Here is an 18,684-nt window from a genome sequence, read left to right as displayed (position 1 = left end):
ACAGAGTCCACATTAGATGCCGGATATACGACTGCAGGCTTCTCCCTAATGTCATTCCCGTCGGTCAGTCTCTTGTACTTTGGAGGGAGTCCATATATGACACGTTATACCAATTCCAACCTGTAACGTGACAAATGAGATCGATGGATTTTTTGACTGGCAAGGCACAGGAGGAGTCAATGAGAGAGTCGACATCGAAGAGGTCGGAAAGAATAATTACATTCAACCAATACTACCATGCAGGTACACCACTATTGACGTGGTGTAGCGCTGATGTCACATGTGATGAGACAGCGTCAAACCCATGCCGCCGCTGCTCTCCAACGCGAAGAAGCCTTCAACGGAAAAAAAGGGTGAATGCCGGATGGTTCTGGTCGGAGGAATGGATGCTGCCATTGCTAGCAGCATCAGCGTTGGTGTAGGAAGCGACGTGCAATGTCGCCATCTTATAAGACGGCCAACATGCCTTTATTACCATGTAGATTATTGTCCGGACGAAGTGGGCTTAAACACCTGGATATTATTGAATACTTGCTGAACGCCGGAAACTTTCAGTGCAGCTTGAGCAGCATCTTGTCTCTGTTGCTCGGTCTCAAGAAAACCAGTCAAGACAACGACACCTCTTGACGACTCAACGTTGATACCGCTTGCATTGCCAATTCCTGCGGTGCGTGCAATGTCCTGCTTGATGCGGCTGTTTAACTGGGCGTCTGGCGAAGGTGAAGGCGAAGCACAAGCGCTTAATAGCAACGCTGCACTAAGGAAAAAACCAGCAGTTTTCATGACAACTCCTTTCATGGTTAAAGGGTGGCGCCTCATAACCAGTAATGATGGGCACCCACTCCGTAGTACACATTCCTGTTATTAAAGTTCCATCTTCAGGAGAAAGCAAGGGAACAGAAATCTGATGATTGAGGGAACAAGGCGACAAAACAATCGCGACCCCGTGCCGCGAGCTTCCTCAATTTAAGATGCATTCAATATACATCTTTGATACAATGCATCGCGCCGAAAAGGAAGCAAGACCACTTGAATAAAGCGCAGCACCGGAGCGTCAATGTGCGGCTTCCAGGGAAAACAGATCCGCCATCTCAGCATCTGAGGCAAGTGTTTTTACGCTCACAATCTGAGCAATTTTTTTAAAATTTATCATGCATTACGTATGCATGTTTTGGAGGAAAGAATGGTTTCTGCAGCAGCCCGCCCCTATATCGATGCCAGCGTTCCGGTTCTGCGCGAACACGGCCTTGCTATTACACGCACGTTCTACCAGAACATGTTTGCGGCGCATCCGGAGCTGACCAACCTGTTCAATATGGGAAACCAGGCGAGCGGCGTGCAGCAACAATCTCTAGCTTCGGCGGTATTCGCCTACGCCGCTAATATCGACAATGCTGCAGCGCTTGGTCCAGTCGTCAGCCGCATCGTACACAAACATGCATCGGTCGGAATCAGGCAGGAACACTATCCCATCGTCGGTCGGCATCTGCTCGGTGCAATTCAGGAAGTGCTCGGCGATGCAGCGACACCGCCGCTGATTGCTGCATGGGATGAAGCCTATTCAGAACTTGCAGCTGCATTGATCCAGACCGAAAAAGCATTGTATACGCAGGCAGGGACGAGCCCTGGCGAATTACGCGCAATGCGTGTGACAGAGATCCGCAACGAATGCGAGAACGTAAAATCTTTCCTCTTGCAAGCGGTAGACGGCCGTGCTGTTCCTGCATTCAAGCCGGGGCAATACCTGAGTGTCTCGGTCAGCTTCGACAACGGAAGTACGCAACTGCGCCAGTACAGCCTGTCGGATGCACCTAACGGTGACACGTTGCGAATCTCGGTTAAACGCGAAAAGGCGGAAGAAAACAAACCGGCTGGCCACGTATCGAATTGGTTGCACGACCATACCGTCGTTGGCGACACGATTAGGGTAACGCATCCGTTTGGCGACTTTACACCGGACACTGAGTCCGATTCGCCGATCGTCCTGCTGTCCGCCGGTGTTGGCATCACGCCGATGATATCGGCTCTTAAGCGCATCGTCGAAGCAAACCCTGCGCGCCATGTACTTTTTGCGCATGCCGCGCGTCACAGCGGTCATCATGCGCACCGCGCAGAAATCGCCAAGGCAAAAAGCATCATGCCGAATCTTACCGTCGCGACTTTTTATGAACAGGCATCGACCGATGAGATCGCTCAAGGCGTCGCACTCGCGGGTCGCATGGATGTTTCCAGACTGGCGCCGTGGCCGTATGACGAAGCCAGCGTCTACCTTTGCGGTCCGGTCGCATTCATGCAGGCGCAATGGCGTAGCCTGATCGATATCGGCGTTCCTGCCAACAAATTGCATCGCGAAGTCTTTGGGCCGGAGTTGCTAAACTATGTGGACTAAGGACTAATCAGGTAGCCGCTTCATGCATCAGGCATAAAGTATTCATTGATGTGTGAAGCGGCCGATCAATTTTCATCTCACACAGGAAAAGCCATGCCGGTCAAATCAATCAACGAATCGTCTATTCGTATCATGGTGGACACCTTCTATGTAGGTGTGCGCGAGGACGCGGTGCTGGCGCCTGTCTTTGAAAAAATGCTGGCCGGGAAATGGGAAATTCACATGCCGCGCATGTACGCGTTCTGGAACAAACTACTGCTCGGCACCGGAGAATTTCAGGGCAATGTGTTTGGCAAGCACATGGCGCTGGAAGGAATAGAGAAAGAGCATTTCGTCCACTGGCTGGGCCTGTTCCGCAAGACCGCTGTGGAAGTCTTTGGCAAGGAAGAGGCACACGTTGCAATTGAAGTCGCGGAACGTATTGCAGGTAGCTTGCAGCTTGGCTATTTCGGCGAGCAGATCGAGGTATAAGTAGCATGACTTATCGCTGGCATGCTAGCGATAAGTCATGCACGAACGCAGGCCTGGCTTCCCGTGGTGGAATCAGGAACCAATTACCCGGCAGGCGCCTCCCGGCCCAACCAGATGGCGCACTTCGCTTGCCAGCGTGCCGAAAAGTTTATGCGCAATGCCGGATCCGCTTTCCTGGCCCATCACAATCCGATCGCAATGGATCTCAGTAGCAAAACGTGCAATCGTCTCGGCGGTACGCCCTACTTCGATATGCGTCAGGTAATGGACGCCGGCAGCATCAAGGACAGCTTTCGCGGGCGCCAGATCGGCCATGCCGGCGCTCCGATGGATCCGACGTAATTCTCCAGGCTCAAAAAAATCGGACACGTGCCTGGATACGGGAATCTGCACACTGAGCACGTGAAGCTGCACAGCGTCTTCACTACGATATATAGCGATAGCCTGAGCCGCCGCATTTTGTATTTGCGACGGGCTCATATGAATGCTGATCGGTAAAAGGACTTTTTTCATTGCCTGCTTTCTCCTGAGTGGCGCGGCCGGTCAGGGACCAGCATTTAGCCCGCACGGTTCGCCGTATCTTCCGGTTCCGTGCGCGACTGCAGCCATTTTCCGGTAGCCACCACCAGCAGGGCACACAGCACAGGCGGTATCAGATGCAGGCTATGGTGGCCTGAGGCCCAGACGTCGATCGCCGGATCGGAGAAGGCCATTTCACCGGCAACCCATCCCAGCAGCGCTGCGCCTGCGGTGATGATGATGGGAAAGCGCGTCATCAATTTCAGGATCAGCGTACTGCCATAGATGATCAACGGGATGCTGACCCCAAGCCCGACCACCAGCAGAACCACATTGCCCTTCGCTGCAGCAGCAACGCCGATGACGTTATCGAGACTCATGACGAGGTCGGCAATGATAATGGTCTTGATTGCGGCGGCAAGATTGGAATGGCCTTCAAGTTCTTCCTCGCCGTCCTCACCTTTCAGCAGATTGATACCGATCCAGAGCAACAAGGCGGCGCCGGCAATCTTCAGATACGGCAGGGAGAGAAGGTAAACCGCGAAGAAGGTGAGGACGATCCGCAGAACGATGGCACCGATACTGCCAAACAGGATCGCCATTTTTTGCTGAGCCGGTGGCAGGGAGCGAGATGCAAGGGCGATAACGACCGCATTGTCACCGCTGAGGACGATATTAATGAGAATGATCTGGGAAAGGGCAAGCCAGAACTCGGGGGATGTAAACATGGACATGGAGTCTCCTTAGTAAGCGTATGCGCACTCCGCAAGCGGACTGCTTTACGCCAAGGATACTGACCAGGTCTGTCGCCTTCCTGTCGCTTTGCTTACACCAGGCTTACAACTGAAGATAAATCCGGCGGACGATTACTTCGAACCATCGGACGGCAGGTTAGAGCGGGTATTAAGCCTCAATGCGCAATGGCACATTCGACCGGCACAGGGAAGAAAACCGTAAAGGTATTGCCAACCCCATCCACATCTTCTTCCAGCGTGATCGTGGCCTTGTGCAGAGCGGCAATCTCGCTGACGATCGCCAGACCGAGTCCGCTACCGTCGGTGTGACTGCCAAGCAGGCGATGGAAGCGTTCGAAGATACGCTTGCGCTCTTCAACGGGGATGCGCGGGCCGTCGTCGCTGATTGATAGCAGTCGCTGCTCGCCGCCGGAAACACGTACCGTCACGCGTCCGCCGTCATGACTGTATCGCACCGCATTATCGATCAGGTTATTGATCAGTTCACGCAAACGATGCGGATCGCCCGCAATAGCCACACGCGTATCCGCGCCCTCGAAGCCAAGATCGACATTGCGTTTGAGCGCTTCCGGCACCCACTCCATCGTGACTTCCAGCGCCAGTGCGTTGAGGTCGACAGTGGTCAATTCGACAGTATGCACAGCGCCGGTCTCATTACGCGCCAACGATAACAACTGTCCGACCAGTCGCGATAGCCGGTCTGAACTGATATAGAGCTGCGCCACGGCACGCTGCAGCCTGGCAGCATCGTTTTCACGCAGGGCCAGTTCGATCTGCGCCTTCATACCTGCCACCGGGGTCTTGAGCTGGTGCGCCGCATCGGCAATGAATCGGTTCTGGAAATTAAGCGTCGCGTTCAGGCGATGCAGCAGATCATTCACTTCTTCGACCACGGGCCTGACTTCACCAGGCACATCCTGCACATCGACCGGACTCAAGTCGAGGTGCGAGCGGTCCGACAATGCCGCTTTTAACCGCTGTAATGGCAGCAGGCCTTGCCGTATCCCATACCATACCGCGACGGTTGCCAACACGATCAGAAGCAATTGCGGAATGAATACGCTCGCACGAATATCCGTTGCCAGGCGATGGCGCTTGTTCAGCGTTTCAGCCACCTGGACCAGCATGGCGGTAGACTGCTTATCGTCGGTAAAGGACATGCGGGCTGCAATGACTCGCACCGGTTCGCCGTGCAGCACCGCATCATAAAATACCGGCTGGTCGCCCCGGGGTGCGCCGATGGAGGGAAGCGGAATCGCTGTTTCTCCACCGATCAATACGCCATCCGGCAAGGAAATCCTGTAAAAGACCCGGTCGTCCTGATCGACGAGCAAAATGCGCTCCGTGCCTGGTGTCATTTCGAAACTGGGATGTCTACCGTCATGCCGGACATGCAGGAAAACTTCTCTTGCGATCTCTTGCAAGGACCGGTCGTAGGCCTTGTTGGAAAAAGCGACCGAGGTCGAATAAGTGACCAGTGTGTCGAGCAGCAGCAAGAAAAACAACGGTCCCAATAGCCAGAACAGAAGTTTGCGCTGCAAGGTAAATTCAGGCCGCCGCATCATTATGCTCAAGCAGATATCCCATACCCCGGATAGTACGGATGCAACAGCCGTAAGCCTCGAGTTTTTTTCTGAGCCGGTACACGTACACTTCCATGGCATTGGGACCGACTTCATCGCCCCAGCCATAGAGATGGTTGACCATATGCTCCTTGCTGACAACGCGGCCTTCGCGCATCAGGAGCAATTCAAACAGGGCCAGTTCACGCGCCGACAGTTCGATGGGTTGCTCGTCATAATAAAGACGCCGCCCCGCCGAATCGAGGCGCAGGCGACCGTGCATAAGGTCGGGCGTCGACTGCCCGCTGCCGCGGCGCAGCAAGGCACGCACGCGCGCTTCCAGCTCAGGCAGGTCGAACGGTTTAGTCAGGTAATCATCGGCGCCCAGGTCCAGCCCGCGTACCCGGTCGGCGAGAGCATCCAGTGCGGTCAGGATCAATACCGGAACACGCGAGCGTCGCGCCCGCAACCGCTTGAGAATGTCGAACCCGCTCAATCCGGGGAGGCCGACATCCAGTACGACCAGGTCATAGCTGTGCGTGGCCAACGCGTGGTCGGCCTGATTGCCCTCCGCGACCAGATCTACGGCGTAGGCAGACTGGATCAGCGCGCGGAATAGCGCATCGGCAAGTATTTCGTCATCCTCGACTAGTAAAATTCGCATGGCTGGTTTGCCTTAAGTGCCACCGTAATGGAGGGATATGCCGAGATTTTAACTGACTGCAATGGGCAGGCAACAAATCGATTCGGAACGGTCCTGCATTTCCCGCGCCTCGAAAGCGTTGAGGCATACTATGGCCTCGACTTTTCCCCAAGTCGAGCGATCATTACAGTCCACACGACGTTTTCCTGCAGCCGGCTTCCGTACAGGAGTGCGACTCTACTCGTCGTTGACATGTTCAAAAAACAAATTGTGCAACCCGGACCAAAGGAAACACCATGAGCCGTAGCATTCTCGACGAAGCGCATATTCATCCGGCGGTCAGGAGCATCGTGGCCAACAATCATGCCAATGTCATCGCCGAAGTCAAGGCGGCCATTGCGTCCAACCCGATAGTCGTCGTCGGTATGGCGCAGAATCCTTTTCCACGGAAGGCGCGTCGCGTGCTCGACGATATCAAGGCAACGTATGTGTATCTGGAATACGGCAGTTACCTGAGCGGCTGGCGTCCGCGCACGGCGCTGAAAATGTGGACCGGATGGCCCACGTTCCCGATGATATTCGTGAATGGTATTTTGATTGGCGGCGCAAACGACCTGCAACGGCTCATTGCAAGCGGCGAACTATCCGGCCTTGTCGCTGCCTAGAGCGGATTTCATCGTGGTGTACGCAGAATCCGAAACAGCGATGCGCGTTATCATGCCATGATGCATTCCCCTCTCTCAAATCCCCGTATTGGCCTGATCCAGATCCATGCCGCCGTGCTGCTTGCCGGCGGCGCTGGTCTCTTCGCCAAATTCGTTCCAGCCAGCCCGATGGTGCTCACTGCCGGCAGAACCGTCTTTGGAAGCCTTGCCCTGCTGCTGGTTGCCCTGGCGGCCCGATCGAGCCTCCGGCTTCGCAGCGGGAAAGACCTGTTTATACTTGCGCTTTCGGGCGCCATCCTTGCCGCGCACTGGTTCACGTTCTTCCTGTCGATCCAGGTATCCACGGTCGCCATTGGTTTGCTGGCTTTTTCAAGCTTTCCACTGTTTGCAACGTTTCTTGAACCACTGGTCTTCGGTGAACCGCTACGCCGCCGCGATGTGGTGACCGCAGCCTTTGTCACTACGGGACTGGTCCTTGTCACGCCGAGCTTTGATATTGGCAACCACCTGACCCAGGGACTGCTTTGGGGCGTAGTTTCAGCACTGGCCTATGCGGTGCTGTCACTACTCAGCCGGGCCTACGCTAACCGGTATCCACCGATTGCCGTATCGTTCTATCAGCAAGGTTTCGCTGCGCTGTGCACGCTGCCTTTGGCATTGCAATGGAACGGTACGCTTGCAGGCCGGGACTTCTTGACGCTGCTTGTACTGGGCGTCGTCTTTACAGCCCTTGGGCAAGGCCTGGTTGTCTCCAGTCTGCGCCACCTTCGCGCGCAAACCACAAGTGTCGTATTTGGTTTGGAACCTGTGTACGGCATTATCCTGGCCGGTGTGCTGCTGGGCGAAGTCCCCACGTTACGGACGCTGCTTGGCGGCCTGCTCATCTGCGGCGCTGTCTTATGGGCGTCGTTTGTGCACAGCCACTCCAGTAAAAAGAGTGCATAGCGATAAACGTAGCGAGCGGTTCAGTCAGAGTTGTGACAGCCCGGCTTTCTTACGCGCAAAGGCGGCGCGGTCGCCGGTCAGCGGCACCGTGACCCGGGCACATTTCTCGATCAGGTCCCTGAGCTTATCCAGTTCACCGTTAGTGACTGACTCCCGGGCAGCCACCATGGAATGGAACAGATCCTCCTGACCTGCCATGTCAGGATGAAACTGCGCGCACATATCCCAATCGGTTTCCACGCCGCGCTGAAATGCAGCCCGCACCTCGTCGACCGGGGCAACATCCTGGCGAACCATCGCGCGTTTGACGTTTTCCTGTATGGCCCATGCGCCTGCCGTAGCTGCAAGTGCAAGTACCAGGAAGGCAAGGCGACGTTTGACGATGAACAGGTAGTATAAAAACCGCATGGCATCGGCCCCTGGTGAGCTGGTTATCCATTTATCCGATGCCTATAGCGTGCACTGATGCCGGAAAAGAATCTTGATCCTGATCACTTTTTCGTCACTGCACTTTTTATTAATGAAAGTACAAGAGGCGCAATGCCAGTGTGTAACCCGCCTCCGTTGCCATCAGGCCGACCAGCACCAGCAGGCAAAGCGGTGGCAATAAAATGGCATAGACCAGTGAAAGACGTTCCCATGCCATATGCATGAACACCGACACGATCAAACCCGCCTTCAAGAACATGAAACTAAGAATCAGCGTCCATCGCAGGTAGCTTTCGACACGAAAATAGTCGACGAGATAGGACAAGGTGCTAAGAAAAAACAGCAAGCCCCAAATCTTGAAGTACAGACTGATGGGATGCTCTTGCCCATGTTCATTTCCTTGCTGTTGTGCACTATGCGCGCTCATGGTTGGCCTTACCACAGATAAAATAACGCGAAGATGAATACCCACACGAGATCGACAAAGTGCCAGTACAGACCGGCGATCTCGACGATCTGGTAATTGCCGCTGTGCTCATACCGTCCGCGCAGAACACGGATTGCAACGACCAGCAGATAAATGACCCCGGCGGATACGTGCAAGCCGTGAAAACCCGTAATCATGAAGAAGGTCGAACCGAATTGCGCTGCCCCCATTGGATTACCCCAGGGACGCACACCCTCTTCCACAATCAGCTTGGTCCATTCAAAAGCCTGCATGCCGACGAACATGATGCCAAACGCTGCCGTGGCAAACATGAGCCAGGCGGTACGCCGCCGGTCGCGGCGATAGGCAAAGTTGACTGCCATCGCCATGGTGCCGCTACTGGTGATCAGGACAAAGGTCATGATGGCGATCAGGATCAGGGGAATGTCCGCGCCGCCTATCTGCAATGCAAAGACTTCGCTCGGATTAGGCCATTGTGCCGGGGTTGCCATCCTGACCGTCATATAGCCGGTCAGAAAGCAGCTGAATACGAAAGTGTCCGATAAAAGAAAAATCCACATCATCGCCTTGGCCCAGGACACGTGAAACGCCTGGCGATCCGATGACCAATCCGCAACCACGCCCCGCCATGCGGTGGCTGGCGGTTCCGGTATCTGCTGCGGTGGCGACAATTGTGCGCTCATGATCTTCTCTCTGTTTCAACGGGTGCCGCAAATGAGGCGAACCGCTTCAGGCGTAAGCCAGCCTAGCGTGCCGAACAGAACCAGCCACACCGCCAGCAGAAAATGCCAGTAGCGTGCGCATAACTTGATGCGCGTTGCGGCGTGAATACCACCCGCCCCCGACCATACGCCGCGCACCGACGCCGCCCAGGCGATCTGGCCGCCCGCGACATGCAGGCCGTGCATTGCGGTCAGCAAATAGAAGAAGCTGGCGGCCGGATTGCCGGCCATGGAGACACGGTCCGTGAGCAACTGCTGCCACGCCCAAAGCTGCACGCAGATGAAAGCAATGGCGCAGACACCGCCTGCAATAAAAAGAACATACGCTCGATGCCAGCTTGCGCTGCCGGCCCTTGTCCCCGCCAGATGCATCAGAATGCTGCCGGTGACCAGAAGCGCTGTACTTAGCCATAACTGCGGTGGCATGGCGATCGGGGACCAATCCGTCGAATCCATCCGCATCACATAGGCGGTAAGAAACAAGGCGAACAAGGCGGTCGCCACGCCCATGAATACCCAGAGCGCGATGCCGGCCGCCGATCTGCGTTCCCCGCGATACGGGCCGGTGGTGTCACGCAAGTAATCGTCATTGCCATTGTCATTGCCGGTCGTGGCTTTCAGCAAAATAGCGCTATTCATGCCAACGCCTCCTTGCCGCCGTATGGCGCCGGTTCCGTGCCGCCGTCGTCGGCTGGCGCGTTCTGCGCGATGAAATCCTGTGGCGCACCCGGCACGCTATAGGCGTAGGCCCAGCGATGCGCAACCGGTAAGCTGGGCCCCCAGTTGCCGTGGCCAGGCGGTGTCATCGGCGTCTGCCACTCCAGCGACGCCGCGCGCCACGGGTTACCCTCGGCACGCCTGCCACGGAACACGGACCAGACCAGGTTGAAGACAAAAATCAGTTGTGCTACCGCGACGATCAGTGCGACTACGCTGATAAAGGTATTGAGACTGTGCGCAGACGGCGGGATAAATTCATAGTTCTCGAACGCATAGTACCGGCGTGGCATGCCCAGCACGCCGAGATAATGCATGGGAAAGAAAATCGCATACGTACCGAGAAAGGTCACCCAGAAATGCAAGCGGCCAAGGCGATCGTCGAGCATGCGTCCCGTCACCTTCGGATACCAGTGATAGATGCCGCCGAAGACGACCAGGATGGGCGCTACGCCCATCACCATATGGAAATGCGCCACCACAAAATAGGTGTTTGATAAAGGAATATCGGCACTCACGTTGCCGAGAAATAATCCGGTCAACCCACCGATCACAAAGGTACTGATAAAGGCCAGCGCAAAGAGCATCGGCACCGATAGATGGATGTCGCCGCGCCATAAGGTCAGGAGCCAGTTGTACACCTTGATCGCGGTCGGCACGGCGATAATCAGTGTGGTTGTCGCAAAGAAGAATCCGAAATAGGGATTCATTCCGCTGACGAACATGTGATGCGCCCACACCACGACCGACAGTACGCCAATCGCAACGATGGCCCACACCATGTTGCGATAACCGAAGATGCTTTTACGCGAATGTACGCTGATCAGATCGGACACGATGCCGAACGCTGGCAGTGCCACGATGTAGACTTCCGGATGCCCGAAGAACCAGAACAGGTGCTGAAACAGAAGAGGACTGCCGCCCTTGTAATCAGTCACCTGCCCCATGGATACCAGCGAAGGCATGAAGAAGCTGGTGCCGAGCGTTTTATCGAGCAGCATCATGACGCCGCTCACGAACAGCGCAGGGAAAGCCAGCAGCGCGAGGATGGTGGCGACAAAGATGCCCCATACCGTCAGGGGCATGCGCATCAGTGTCATTCCTTCGGTGCGCGCCTGCAGCACCGTCGTCACATAGTTGAGCCCGCCCATCGTGGCGGCGACGATAAAGATGAGCAGGGACACCAGCATCAGGATAATTCCCCAGTCGTAGCCCGGCGTCCCGGCCAGGATGGCTTGCGGTGGATACAGCGTCCAGCCAGCGCCGGTTGGCCCTCCCGGCACGAAGAAACTGGCCATCAGTACCAACACCGATAGAAGGTAGACCCAGAAGCTCAGCATGTTCAGAAAGGGAAAAACCATGTCGCGCGCGCCGATCATCAAGGGGATCAGGTAGTTACCGAAGCCACCGAGGAACAGCGCGGTGAGCAGGTAGATCACCATGATCATGCCGTGCATGGTCATGTACTGGTAATAGTGCTCGGCGGTGATGAAAGCAAAGCGGCCGGGAAAGCCGAGTTGCAATCGCATCAGATTGGACAAGGCGACGCCGACCAGGCCAACGGCAATGGCGACACACGCGTACTGGATCGCAATGATTTTGTGATCCTGGCTCCAGACGTATTTTGTCCAGAAGCCCTGCGGCTCGTGGTGCGCATCATGATCGGCGTAACTCATCGCATCCTCCCGCTATTTTTGTGCCTTCGCCGGCGGCGGCGCGCTACCCAGGGACTGGATATAGGCAACGATGGCCGCCAGTTCATCATCACTGAGGGGAATCTTCGGCATGATGGGCGAGAAACCTTTCACCACCCGCGCTTGCGGATTGAGGATGAAATCCTTGAGATAGGCTTCATCCACCAGTGCGGTGGAGCCGTCGGCCATGGTTTCGGTTTTGCCGTACAAGCCCTTCCATGTCGGCCCGACACCCGGTGCACCGTCAACGGTATGGCAGGCGACGCAGCCCTTGGACTGGGCCAGAGACTTCCCTTGCGCAAGGCGCGCTTCGGGTCCGCTGCCGGCAGCCGGCGCGCTACCGCCGCCCGGCTTTGCCATCAGGGACGCGAAAGTGGGTTGCCCACCCAGCCATTTCTGAAAGGCGGCGTCATCCTCGACCACGACATAGCCGCGCATGTTGTAGTGGCCGACACCGCACAGTTGCGCGCACAGAATTTCGTAGCGACCGGCCCTGGTAGGCGTGAACCAGAACGACGTGACCATGCCTGGCACCATGTTCATGCGCGCCCGGAATTGCGGCACATAAAAGTCGTGCAGCACATCATGCGATCGCAATAAGACTTTCACCGGTTTGTTCAGCGGCAAATGCAGCTCGCCACTGACGAGGATGTTGTCATGGCCGGGCGGATCGTCGGGGTCCAGGCCGAATGGATTCCCGGCGTTGACATGCCGGACATCCGTGAGCCCGAGTTTGCCATCGCGGCCGGGAAACCGGAAGTGCCATTGCCATTGCTGGCCCAGCACTTCAACGACCAATGCCTCTTTCGGCGGCTGCACATATTCCGCATACACGAACAGGCCGGGTGCCAGCAATGTCATGATCGCCACGGTCGTGGCGATCAGCAGTCGGCGTTCCAGCTTGTTGTTATGCGGCTCATAGGCGGCGCGCGAGCCATCGCGGTGACGATAGCGCCATACCGCATAAGCGACAAAGAGATTGATGCCGATAAAGAACACACCCGTGACCACCAGCGTAATGCCGAGTGTGTCATCCATCTGGTTCCAGTTGGAGGCGAGGGGCGTAATCCACCAGGGACTTGCAAAGTGAAATAACAAGGCGGCAAGGACGATGCCAATGAGCGAGGCAGCCATTACCATGTCTATCCCCCTTTGCGACGGTCTCGCCGCCGTACCGAATCAAGACGGTCAATATCCCGCAAGCATCGCTGCGTGCGGGAGCGTAGCCGGCATTACGGAAACACGGGAACGTGCGGATCCTCGCCACGGAAATTCAGCTCGGGATGGCGTTCCGCAAGCAGTTCCTCGACCGCCTTGACCCGCTGGTGCGGCACGTCGGCGATCATCAACACCCTGCCTTTTTCAATTTCCGGAAAGAAGGCTTGAAGCCGTGAATTGGGAATGGCTGCCGCCACCATGCTCGCTGCCCAGCCTCCAAACAGGATGCCAATGACAGTCGCCGCCGTCGTCACCAGGGCGGGTGAGGTGAGGTCAAAATAATAAACCACCACGAAGCCGAGCAAAATGCCGAGAAGCGCACCGGCGATCATGCCGTTCTGCGCACCATGAACCACATCCGTCTTGTGCATGAAGTTTGCTTCGGGCAAGTCGTCCGGCAAGTCCATCTTCGCAAGAAAGTGAACATGCCGTTGTTCAATACGATGCAATAGCAAATCATCGAGCGTACGCCGGGCGCTGTGGATATCCGGCAATAAATAGTAAAGCCTGTGTCGCATGACCGCCTCCATGGTGTCTTGCCGAGGACAATTCCAGTATATGCAGTGTTAAGAAACATTCAATCCATGGATTGGCCTGTCAAGCCTTGCGTTCATGTCCCTCACATAAACATAGCCACAGCCATGATCGAAGTGGAAAAGCAGCACATCCTCAATGGAAAGGGACTAAATAATTAATGTCGCCGTCAGACGTTCAGTGCTCCACTGAATTTTCATTATCTTCGGCAGTCCGATACGCATTTATATTCAACATTTATTGAACGCGATTCCAGGTGAGCCACCCGCTATGCCGCTTGTCCTCAACGATCGCATTTGCGCCTTGTCTGCCTTGGCATTCTTGCACTCGCATCCATCGAACGGACGTTGATATGAAGGTGATGAAGACGCTTATTGTGTTTTTCACGATCGTCTCGCCCTGTTACGGCCAAGATGCTGACGGACTGCGCAACTGGTTCAACGATCCTTTCTTTCAAGTTTCCTGGCACATCCCTGATTGCCCACTGCCGGCAGGTCCTTTCGTTGACGAGCGTGCCATGCGGAATCAGTCCCACCGAAGAGCCGAGAAAGGGACCACCTGCTGGCTGGCCGGTGACTGCGACCGCCAGAATTCATATATGTACGATGTTGATATCGCAAAAGAATTCATGGCGGCAATTGGCGATCGTGGTCCATTCGCAAATACGACCTTATGGATAACCGTACAAGGGCGAGTGGCCTATCTTCAGGGATGTGGAATAAGCGAGTCACAAATCCCGGAACTCGAGGCATTTGCGAGATCCGTGCGCTACGTGCAGCAAGCGTTCGTCGATCTGCGCGTAGACCGCTCTCGGCGCGCTCCGTATCGGTTGCGCGAACGGTGAAATCGCAGGAGTGAGGAGGCGGGGCAGCCACTCAAACAGAGCGCTCTAATCTAATGATCTCGTGTATATCGGCGCAACGCATTGTGTCGCTGCGCGGCGTCAGATGATTGCGCTTCCGGTGATGGAGCATCGCGAGACCTGCTTGTCGTTAATCGACCCTCAATGTTCTTTATCCCGCTGCAATGGAATGCCCGAAAACAAGTTTGGAGCACTGTCACTTTGCGGCAGTGATCAATCGGTAATCAATATTACGTAGACGCAATCAACGGTGTCGTCTGTCATCGCCATATCGCTTTATGTAATCAGCAAATTGCTGATGATACGCATACTTGTCTTCGAACTAATCGAGCACTTGCATTTCTAACATGTTGTGACTCGGCTTATCTCTGCCTATATCGTCGGACGCTTAAGCAGAGGTATGTCGGATTCAGACTCTCATCTAATAGAGGTCTCAACATTCATTAACCAGGAGTGAACGCGATGGCAGACCAGAATAAGGACGGGACCACCCCGATTGCGAGCGGGCTGCAGCCCGGACCCGGCGAGCACTTGCAGCCGACCCCGACAGCAGGTGCAGCGGGTACATCAACGAGTACATCAACCAGTGCATTAACTAGTCCATCAGCTACCGCAGGCAGCAACAGCGGACCGGCAACCACAGCAACGGGCAGCGGCAGCGCCTCGGATGCGCAGAGTTCCGGCAGCACCGCCGGCATGAGCTCGGACAAGACTTTTTCGAAGCAGGCTATTAAGGAAAGCGGTACACGGATTGCGAGCGAGGCCAAGCAGTATGCCGGCGACGTCGCTAACCGCGCAAAGGAAAAAGGCCGCACGGTATTCGAGGAGCAGAAGGAGACGGCGGTCAGTCAGGTCGATAATGTCGCGACTGCCATCCGCAGTACCGCCAGCCATCTGGAAGGGGAGGGTCAGGGCCAGGTCGCACGCTACGTCGGTATGGTTGCCGACCAGCTTGAATCCTTTAGCGGACGGCTACGCGAGAAAGATCTCGATTCGCTGATTAATGATACGCAGAATCTCGCACGCCGCGCTCCCGGGACTTTCCTGGTTGGCTCCGTCGTGGCCGGCTTCCTGCTGGCGCGCTTTCTGAAAAGCTCTTCCGAGCATCGCCAGTATCAGTCGACCATGTCCACCTCGGCGACACGCCAGCGGTTTGCAGCGACCGACGACACGGATTCCATGTCGACCATGGCGGGTGGGCGGCAGCCGATCGGCGCAGATGGCACACCCGATCGCAGCTCTGATGCGCCGCTGGGCGCTGGCAGCGTCAGCACAGGAACAGTACCTCTGAACGGTTCCAGGTCCGGAGGGGGCTCGCTATGATGATCGACAAAAGTGACAAGTCGCTTGCAGCCTTGCTCTCCGATCTTACGCGCGACATGGTGGACCTGGTGCGCCAGGAAATCGCCCTCGCCCGCGCGGAGATGTCAACCAAGATCGGAAGCGCCCAAGCTGCGTTGACATCCGTCGCCATCGGTGCCGCGATTCTGTTAGCCGGCCTGTTCATCATTTTGCTTGCCGTGGTGAAAGGCGTGGAAATGATATTGCCACCTTCAGTGGCTCCATGGCTCGCGCCGCTTATTGTTGGTGCCGTAGTCGTCGTCATCGGATACGTGATGCTCAAAGGCGGCAGCTCCAAGCTGACTGCCGAGAACCTCATGCCAAACAAAACAATGGACTCGCTCAAGCGGGACAAGATCGTCGCACAGGAGAAGATGCAATGAAAGATACTGATAACCGCAGTCCGGAAGAAATCGAGAGCGACATCGAACGCACACGCGCTGATTTCAGCTCTACCGTCGATGCCATACAGCGCAAACTTTCCCCAAGCGAAATGATGGATCAGGCCGTCGACTATGCACTATCCACCACGCCCGGTGCCTTTGGCGCCAATCTGGTCAATTCGGTGCGGGATAATCCGATCCCGGTTGCCCTGATCGGTGTCGGCATTGCCTGGCTGATGGCAGCAGGACGCCAGCAGCCCAGCTATTCGCAACCGCGATCCCGTCGTGCCATGCGTCGATCCGCCTACTCTCCCGATGCCCGTGAAATCTATCGCGGCGCGTCTTACGAGAACTATGACGCTACCGGATATTCCGGCGATACCGAGGGCGGCATGCTGCAGCGCGCGGCGTCGAAGGCAAGCGATACCGCCAGCGGTCTCAAGGAAAAGGTCAGCGACGTGGGCCAGAAGCTCGGCAGCTCTGCTTCTTCGATGACGGATCGCGTGTCTCATGTCGGGCAGACCGCACGCACAAGGCTCCATGAAACCGCTGAGGAAGCACAGGCACGGATGAGCGATATGAGCAGGCGCTCGCAGCAGCAATATTACCGTGCGCGAGATCAGTTCGGTCAGTTGCTCGACGAGCAGCCGCTCGTCATCGCCGCGCTGGGCGTTGCTCTTGGTGCCGCGCTCGGTGCTGCGGTGCCAGCGACACGCCGTGAAAACGAGTTGATGGGTAGCGTGCGCGACGATCTGCTGGACAAGGCCAAGGAAACAGCGCTGAGCCAGGCAGAGACAGTCAAACAGTCGGCACAGCGTGTCGCGGAGGCCGCAAAGCAGGAAGCCGAACGCGTCAAGGGCGGCCTGTCGAACGTGGGGGCTGACGACGGAGACCGACCAGGTTCGATGTCCGCAACCGAATCCGACGCTGCCCGATTCGGCAGCGTGCCCGGACAGTCGAGCATCCACTAGCCCGGCTTGGTGTAGTCTTGCAGTAAATTACAAGCCAACAGCGCCCGCAAGCCATCCGGCTGCGGCGCTGCGCGTTTTTAAACGTTACGACGTACCAGCTGCTGCGCTCAAAACGCAATGTGACCTCAAGCCTTTCCCTGCATAACCGGAAAAATCCGTATCCCCTCGTTCTGGGTCCGCCAGACAAGCACAATCCTTGATTGCGACGTAATGAGATGTGGCTTGTCCGAATTGGCAGTCGTGCGCGCGATCTCCTGTTCGCGCCAGTTGTTGCCGCCATCGTCGGACACGCGCGCCATGATCGCGGTGGATTTTCCGTCAAACTGCTTCCACACCACGGCCATCTGCTTGCCCTGCACTGCGACATCGGGATGCGAAACCTGGGCCGCGCCGAGGGACTCCGGCTTCGCTAATACGCCGGACGCGCTCGTCATTGCGTAAAAGGCCCCACCGCCCTCTTCCTTTCCATTGAACCAGACCTGATGACGTCTTCCGTCGGCGCCGAATGCAATCGAAGGTCCGTGATGCGGACACGCGTCGATGTGCCAGTCGTCATAGGTTACCCGCTGCACTGGGCCTGGCTTGCCATCCACACTTAATCTGGCCATGGCATGGTCGCGGATATTCGGCTCGAATATATGACGCCACATCACGACCGGCGCACCATCCGCATCCAGACTCATGCCGACACGGCAACATTCGCACGAGTGATCGGCCACCTTGTAGTCTCCTTTGAAGCTTGCGCCGCCATCGCGGGATACGGCGTAATACAAGGCGGAGCCGGCGTAGCGTTCGTTCCTTGATTTTGCAAGGAACGCATCGCGACCGTCAATCCAGGCGACGAAGATGCGCCCCTCAGGGTCGACCAGCAGGGTTTCAAAGCTGTGCGTGATGACGTCACGGTTAGCGTGCACAGTGACCGGCTCGGAAAAGGTTTCACCGCCGTCAATCGAGCGCACGAAACGGATATCGCCGATATGGGGACGGGCGACCGGCTTGGTGTAGGTAATGTAGATTTCACCTTTACTGCTAAGCGCGATATGCGGTCTTGCTTCACCGCTTGCGGCGACCGGTTCGGGCTGCTTCTGTATCCGTTTTGCCGATGACCAGGTTTGCCCCATATCGGTCGATGACTGGAGTACGACGTACTGCCCGTCAACGGCCGTCTGCTTGGTAACAGCCCAGATGCGCCCTTCCTTGTCGATCACTGCGGAAGTGCCGAGATCGGACGCTGCTGCCTTGCCATGGCTTTTTCCGCCATGATCGTGTGCGGCGGCCCCTGCCGCCATGCTTCCTGGTGGCACAGTCGACAATAAAGCCGTACACAAAAGCGTCGACACTGCGCGAACTAGAGATTTCATGCTTTCCATGATGGTTCGGTTTCCTTTTGCCACTTCAGTTGGATTAGTTTAGTTA

21 protein-coding genes are annotated in these 18,684 nt (G+C 56.3%); 8 read left to right on the top strand and 13 right to left on the bottom strand.

The features are described 5' to 3' along the window. Positions 1–483 precede the first annotated feature (483 nt). Positions 484–783 (bottom strand): BON domain-containing protein, encoded by a 300-nt coding sequence (locus ASE07_RS16765; RefSeq protein ID WP_057291979.1) that lies wholly within the window; start codon positions 781–783, stop codon positions 484–486. Positions 784–1,183: 400 nt separating this feature from the next. On the opposite strand from ASE07_RS16765, the gene hmpA reads away from it, so the two are divergent. After that, positions 1,184–2,389 (top strand): NO-inducible flavohemoprotein, encoded by a 1,206-nt coding sequence (hmpA, locus tag ASE07_RS16760; RefSeq protein ID WP_057291978.1) that lies wholly within the window; start codon positions 1,184–1,186, stop codon positions 2,387–2,389. A gap of 93 nt (positions 2,390–2,482) precedes the next feature. Further along, positions 2,483–2,860, top strand: coding sequence for a group III truncated hemoglobin (locus tag ASE07_RS16755; RefSeq protein WP_057291977.1), 378 nt, complete (start codon positions 2,483–2,485; stop codon positions 2,858–2,860). Positions 2,861–2,932: 72 nt separating this feature from the next. On the opposite strand, the gene ASE07_RS16750 is transcribed toward ASE07_RS16755, so the two are convergent. The 4 genes from ASE07_RS16750 to ASE07_RS16735 form a co-directional block, all read right to left on the bottom strand. Continuing rightward, entirely contained in the window at positions 2,933–3,373 is a 441-nt protein-coding gene (locus ASE07_RS16750; RefSeq protein ID WP_057291976.1) for a universal stress protein, read from the bottom strand. Between the two features lie 44 nt (positions 3,374–3,417). Then, positions 3,418–4,113: a TerC family protein gene (locus tag ASE07_RS16745; protein WP_057291975.1), complete on the bottom strand. Its 696-nt coding sequence runs from the start codon at positions 4,111–4,113 to the stop codon at positions 3,418–3,420. 176 nt (positions 4,114–4,289) lie between these two features. Beyond that, positions 4,290–5,675 (bottom strand): sensor histidine kinase, encoded by a 1,386-nt coding sequence (locus ASE07_RS16740; protein ID WP_235548498.1) that lies wholly within the window; start codon positions 5,673–5,675, stop codon positions 4,290–4,292. Positions 5,676–5,682: 7 nt separating this feature from the next. Further along, a complete protein-coding gene (locus tag ASE07_RS16735) occupies positions 5,683–6,360 on the bottom strand; it encodes a response regulator transcription factor (RefSeq protein ID WP_057291973.1) in 678 nt (225 codons plus the stop codon). Between the two features lie 275 nt (positions 6,361–6,635). On the opposite strand from ASE07_RS16735, the gene ASE07_RS16730 reads away from it, so the two are divergent. Together ASE07_RS16730 and ASE07_RS16725 are read left to right on the top strand one after the other, a co-directional pair. Then, positions 6,636–7,004, top strand: a complete 369-nt coding sequence (locus ASE07_RS16730) for a glutaredoxin domain-containing protein (protein ID WP_057291972.1) — start codon at positions 6,636–6,638, stop codon at positions 7,002–7,004. 57 nt (positions 7,005–7,061) lie between these two features. Continuing rightward, positions 7,062–7,949: a DMT family transporter gene (locus ASE07_RS16725; protein WP_057291971.1), complete on the top strand. Its 888-nt coding sequence runs from the start codon at positions 7,062–7,064 to the stop codon at positions 7,947–7,949. 24 nt (positions 7,950–7,973) lie between these two features. Here the strand turns inward: ASE07_RS16725 and ASE07_RS16720 are convergent, their stop codons facing one another. The 7 genes from ASE07_RS16720 to ASE07_RS16690 form a co-directional block, all read right to left on the bottom strand. After that, positions 7,974–8,357 carry a hypothetical protein gene (locus tag ASE07_RS16720; RefSeq protein ID WP_057291970.1) on the bottom strand — a complete coding sequence of 128 codons (384 nt, stop codon included), beginning with the start codon at positions 8,355–8,357 and terminating at the stop codon, positions 7,974–7,976. A 109-nt stretch (positions 8,358–8,466) separates the two neighbouring features. After that, entirely contained in the window at positions 8,467–8,805 is a 339-nt protein-coding gene (locus tag ASE07_RS16715; protein WP_057291969.1) for a cytochrome C oxidase subunit IV family protein, read from the bottom strand. 8 nt (positions 8,806–8,813) lie between these two features. After that, entirely contained in the window at positions 8,814–9,509 is a 696-nt protein-coding gene (locus ASE07_RS16710; protein WP_057291968.1) for a heme-copper oxidase subunit III family protein, read from the bottom strand. A 15-nt stretch (positions 9,510–9,524) separates the two neighbouring features. Further along, a complete protein-coding gene (locus ASE07_RS16705; protein ID WP_057291967.1) occupies positions 9,525–10,187 on the bottom strand; it encodes a bb3-type cytochrome oxidase subunit III in 663 nt (220 codons plus the stop codon). Beyond that, on the bottom strand, positions 10,184–11,941 hold the full coding sequence (ctaD, locus tag ASE07_RS16700) for a cytochrome c oxidase subunit I (RefSeq protein ID WP_057291966.1): 1,758 nt from the start codon (positions 11,939–11,941) through the stop codon (positions 10,184–10,186). The genes ASE07_RS16705 and ctaD overlap by 4 nt, the downstream gene beginning before the upstream one ends. Before the next feature lie 12 nt (positions 11,942–11,953). Beyond that, positions 11,954–13,099 (bottom strand): c-type cytochrome, encoded by a 1,146-nt coding sequence (locus ASE07_RS16695; protein WP_057291965.1) that lies wholly within the window; start codon positions 13,097–13,099, stop codon positions 11,954–11,956. Between the two features lie 92 nt (positions 13,100–13,191). Next, the gene (locus tag ASE07_RS16690; protein WP_057291985.1) at positions 13,192–13,695 is read right to left on the bottom strand and encodes a hypothetical protein; all 504 of its coding nucleotides are present in this window, start codon (positions 13,693–13,695) and stop codon (positions 13,192–13,194) included. 368 nt (positions 13,696–14,063) lie between these two features. Here ASE07_RS16690 and ASE07_RS16685 point away from each other — a divergent pair, with 368 nt between their 5' ends. The 4 genes from ASE07_RS16685 to ASE07_RS16670 all read left to right on the top strand — a co-directional run bounded on the left by ASE07_RS16685 (position 14,064) and on the right by ASE07_RS16670 (position 17,268). Next, the gene (locus ASE07_RS16685; RefSeq protein ID WP_057291964.1) at positions 14,064–14,555 is read left to right on the top strand and encodes a BON domain-containing protein; all 492 of its coding nucleotides are present in this window, start codon (positions 14,064–14,066) and stop codon (positions 14,553–14,555) included. A gap of 480 nt (positions 14,556–15,035) precedes the next feature. After that, complete coding sequence (locus ASE07_RS16680; RefSeq protein WP_057291963.1) at positions 15,036–15,896, top strand: hypothetical protein; 861 nt, start codon at positions 15,036–15,038, stop codon at positions 15,894–15,896. After that, on the top strand, positions 15,893–16,297 hold the full coding sequence (locus ASE07_RS16675) for a phage holin family protein (RefSeq protein WP_200960956.1): 405 nt from the start codon (positions 15,893–15,895) through the stop codon (positions 16,295–16,297). The genes ASE07_RS16680 and ASE07_RS16675 overlap by 4 nt, the downstream gene beginning before the upstream one ends. Then, positions 16,294–17,268: a DUF3618 domain-containing protein gene (locus ASE07_RS16670; RefSeq protein ID WP_057291962.1), complete on the top strand. Its 975-nt coding sequence runs from the start codon at positions 16,294–16,296 to the stop codon at positions 17,266–17,268. Before ASE07_RS16675 ends, ASE07_RS16670 begins: the two co-directional genes overlap by 4 nt. 125 nt (positions 17,269–17,393) lie before the next feature. On the opposite strand, the gene ASE07_RS16665 is transcribed toward ASE07_RS16670, so the two are convergent. After that, entirely contained in the window at positions 17,394–18,629 is a 1,236-nt protein-coding gene (locus tag ASE07_RS16665) for a sialidase family protein (protein ID WP_156396698.1), read from the bottom strand. Positions 18,630–18,684 lie beyond the last annotated feature (55 nt).

Origin of the sequence: Noviherbaspirillum sp. Root189 (genome assembly GCF_001428545.1) — a bacterium.
In the GTDB taxonomy this organism is placed as follows: Bacteria; Pseudomonadota; Gammaproteobacteria; order Burkholderiales; family Burkholderiaceae_D; genus Noviherbaspirillum.
Note: the sequence above shows the minus strand (reverse complement) of the source record. Positions and strands in the feature narration are given on the sequence as shown.

What these genes read in the sequence shown, in the direction of transcription:
- ASE07_RS16685 (WP_057291964.1), top strand. Translation starts at nt 14,064, where the DNA reads ATGAAGGTGATGAAGACGCTTATTGTGTTTTTCACGATCGTCTCGCCC.
- ASE07_RS16735 (WP_057291973.1), bottom strand. Translation starts at nt 6,360, where the DNA reads ATGCGAATTTTACTAGTCGAGGATGACGAAATACTTGCCGATGCGCTA.
- ASE07_RS16725 (WP_057291971.1), top strand. Translation starts at nt 7,062, where the DNA reads ATGATGCATTCCCCTCTCTCAAATCCCCGTATTGGCCTGATCCAGATC.
- ASE07_RS16720 (WP_057291970.1), bottom strand. Translation starts at nt 8,357, where the DNA reads ATGCGGTTTTTATACTACCTGTTCATCGTCAAACGTCGCCTTGCCTTC.
- ASE07_RS16765 (WP_057291979.1), bottom strand. Translation starts at nt 783, where the DNA reads ATGAAAACTGCTGGTTTTTTCCTTAGTGCAGCGTTGCTATTAAGCGCT.
- ASE07_RS16710 (WP_057291968.1), bottom strand. Translation starts at nt 9,509, where the DNA reads ATGAGCGCACAATTGTCGCCACCGCAGCAGATACCGGAACCGCCAGCC.
- ASE07_RS16745 (WP_057291975.1), bottom strand. Translation starts at nt 4,113, where the DNA reads ATGTCCATGTTTACATCCCCCGAGTTCTGGCTTGCCCTTTCCCAGATC.
- ASE07_RS16755 (WP_057291977.1), top strand. Translation starts at nt 2,483, where the DNA reads ATGCCGGTCAAATCAATCAACGAATCGTCTATTCGTATCATGGTGGAC.
- ASE07_RS16715 (WP_057291969.1), bottom strand. Translation starts at nt 8,805, where the DNA reads ATGAGCGCGCATAGTGCACAACAGCAAGGAAATGAACATGGGCAAGAG.
- ASE07_RS16730 (WP_057291972.1), top strand. Translation starts at nt 6,636, where the DNA reads ATGAGCCGTAGCATTCTCGACGAAGCGCATATTCATCCGGCGGTCAGG.
- ASE07_RS16665 (WP_156396698.1), bottom strand. Translation starts at nt 18,629, where the DNA reads ATGAAATCTCTAGTTCGCGCAGTGTCGACGCTTTTGTGTACGGCTTTA.
- ASE07_RS16680 (WP_057291963.1), top strand. Translation starts at nt 15,036, where the DNA reads ATGGCAGACCAGAATAAGGACGGGACCACCCCGATTGCGAGCGGGCTG.
- ASE07_RS16750 (WP_057291976.1), bottom strand. Translation starts at nt 3,373, where the DNA reads ATGAAAAAAGTCCTTTTACCGATCAGCATTCATATGAGCCCGTCGCAA.
- ASE07_RS16670 (WP_057291962.1), top strand. Translation starts at nt 16,294, where the DNA reads ATGAAAGATACTGATAACCGCAGTCCGGAAGAAATCGAGAGCGACATC.
- ASE07_RS16705 (WP_057291967.1), bottom strand. Translation starts at nt 10,187, where the DNA reads ATGAATAGCGCTATTTTGCTGAAAGCCACGACCGGCAATGACAATGGC.
- ASE07_RS16675 (WP_200960956.1), top strand. Translation starts at nt 15,893, where the DNA reads ATGATGATCGACAAAAGTGACAAGTCGCTTGCAGCCTTGCTCTCCGAT.
- ASE07_RS16695 (WP_057291965.1), bottom strand. Translation starts at nt 13,099, where the DNA reads ATGGTAATGGCTGCCTCGCTCATTGGCATCGTCCTTGCCGCCTTGTTA.
- ASE07_RS16690 (WP_057291985.1), bottom strand. Translation starts at nt 13,695, where the DNA reads ATGCGACACAGGCTTTACTATTTATTGCCGGATATCCACAGCGCCCGG.
- ctaD (WP_057291966.1), bottom strand. Translation starts at nt 11,941, where the DNA reads ATGAGTTACGCCGATCATGATGCGCACCACGAGCCGCAGGGCTTCTGG.
- hmpA (WP_057291978.1), top strand. Translation starts at nt 1,184, where the DNA reads ATGGTTTCTGCAGCAGCCCGCCCCTATATCGATGCCAGCGTTCCGGTT.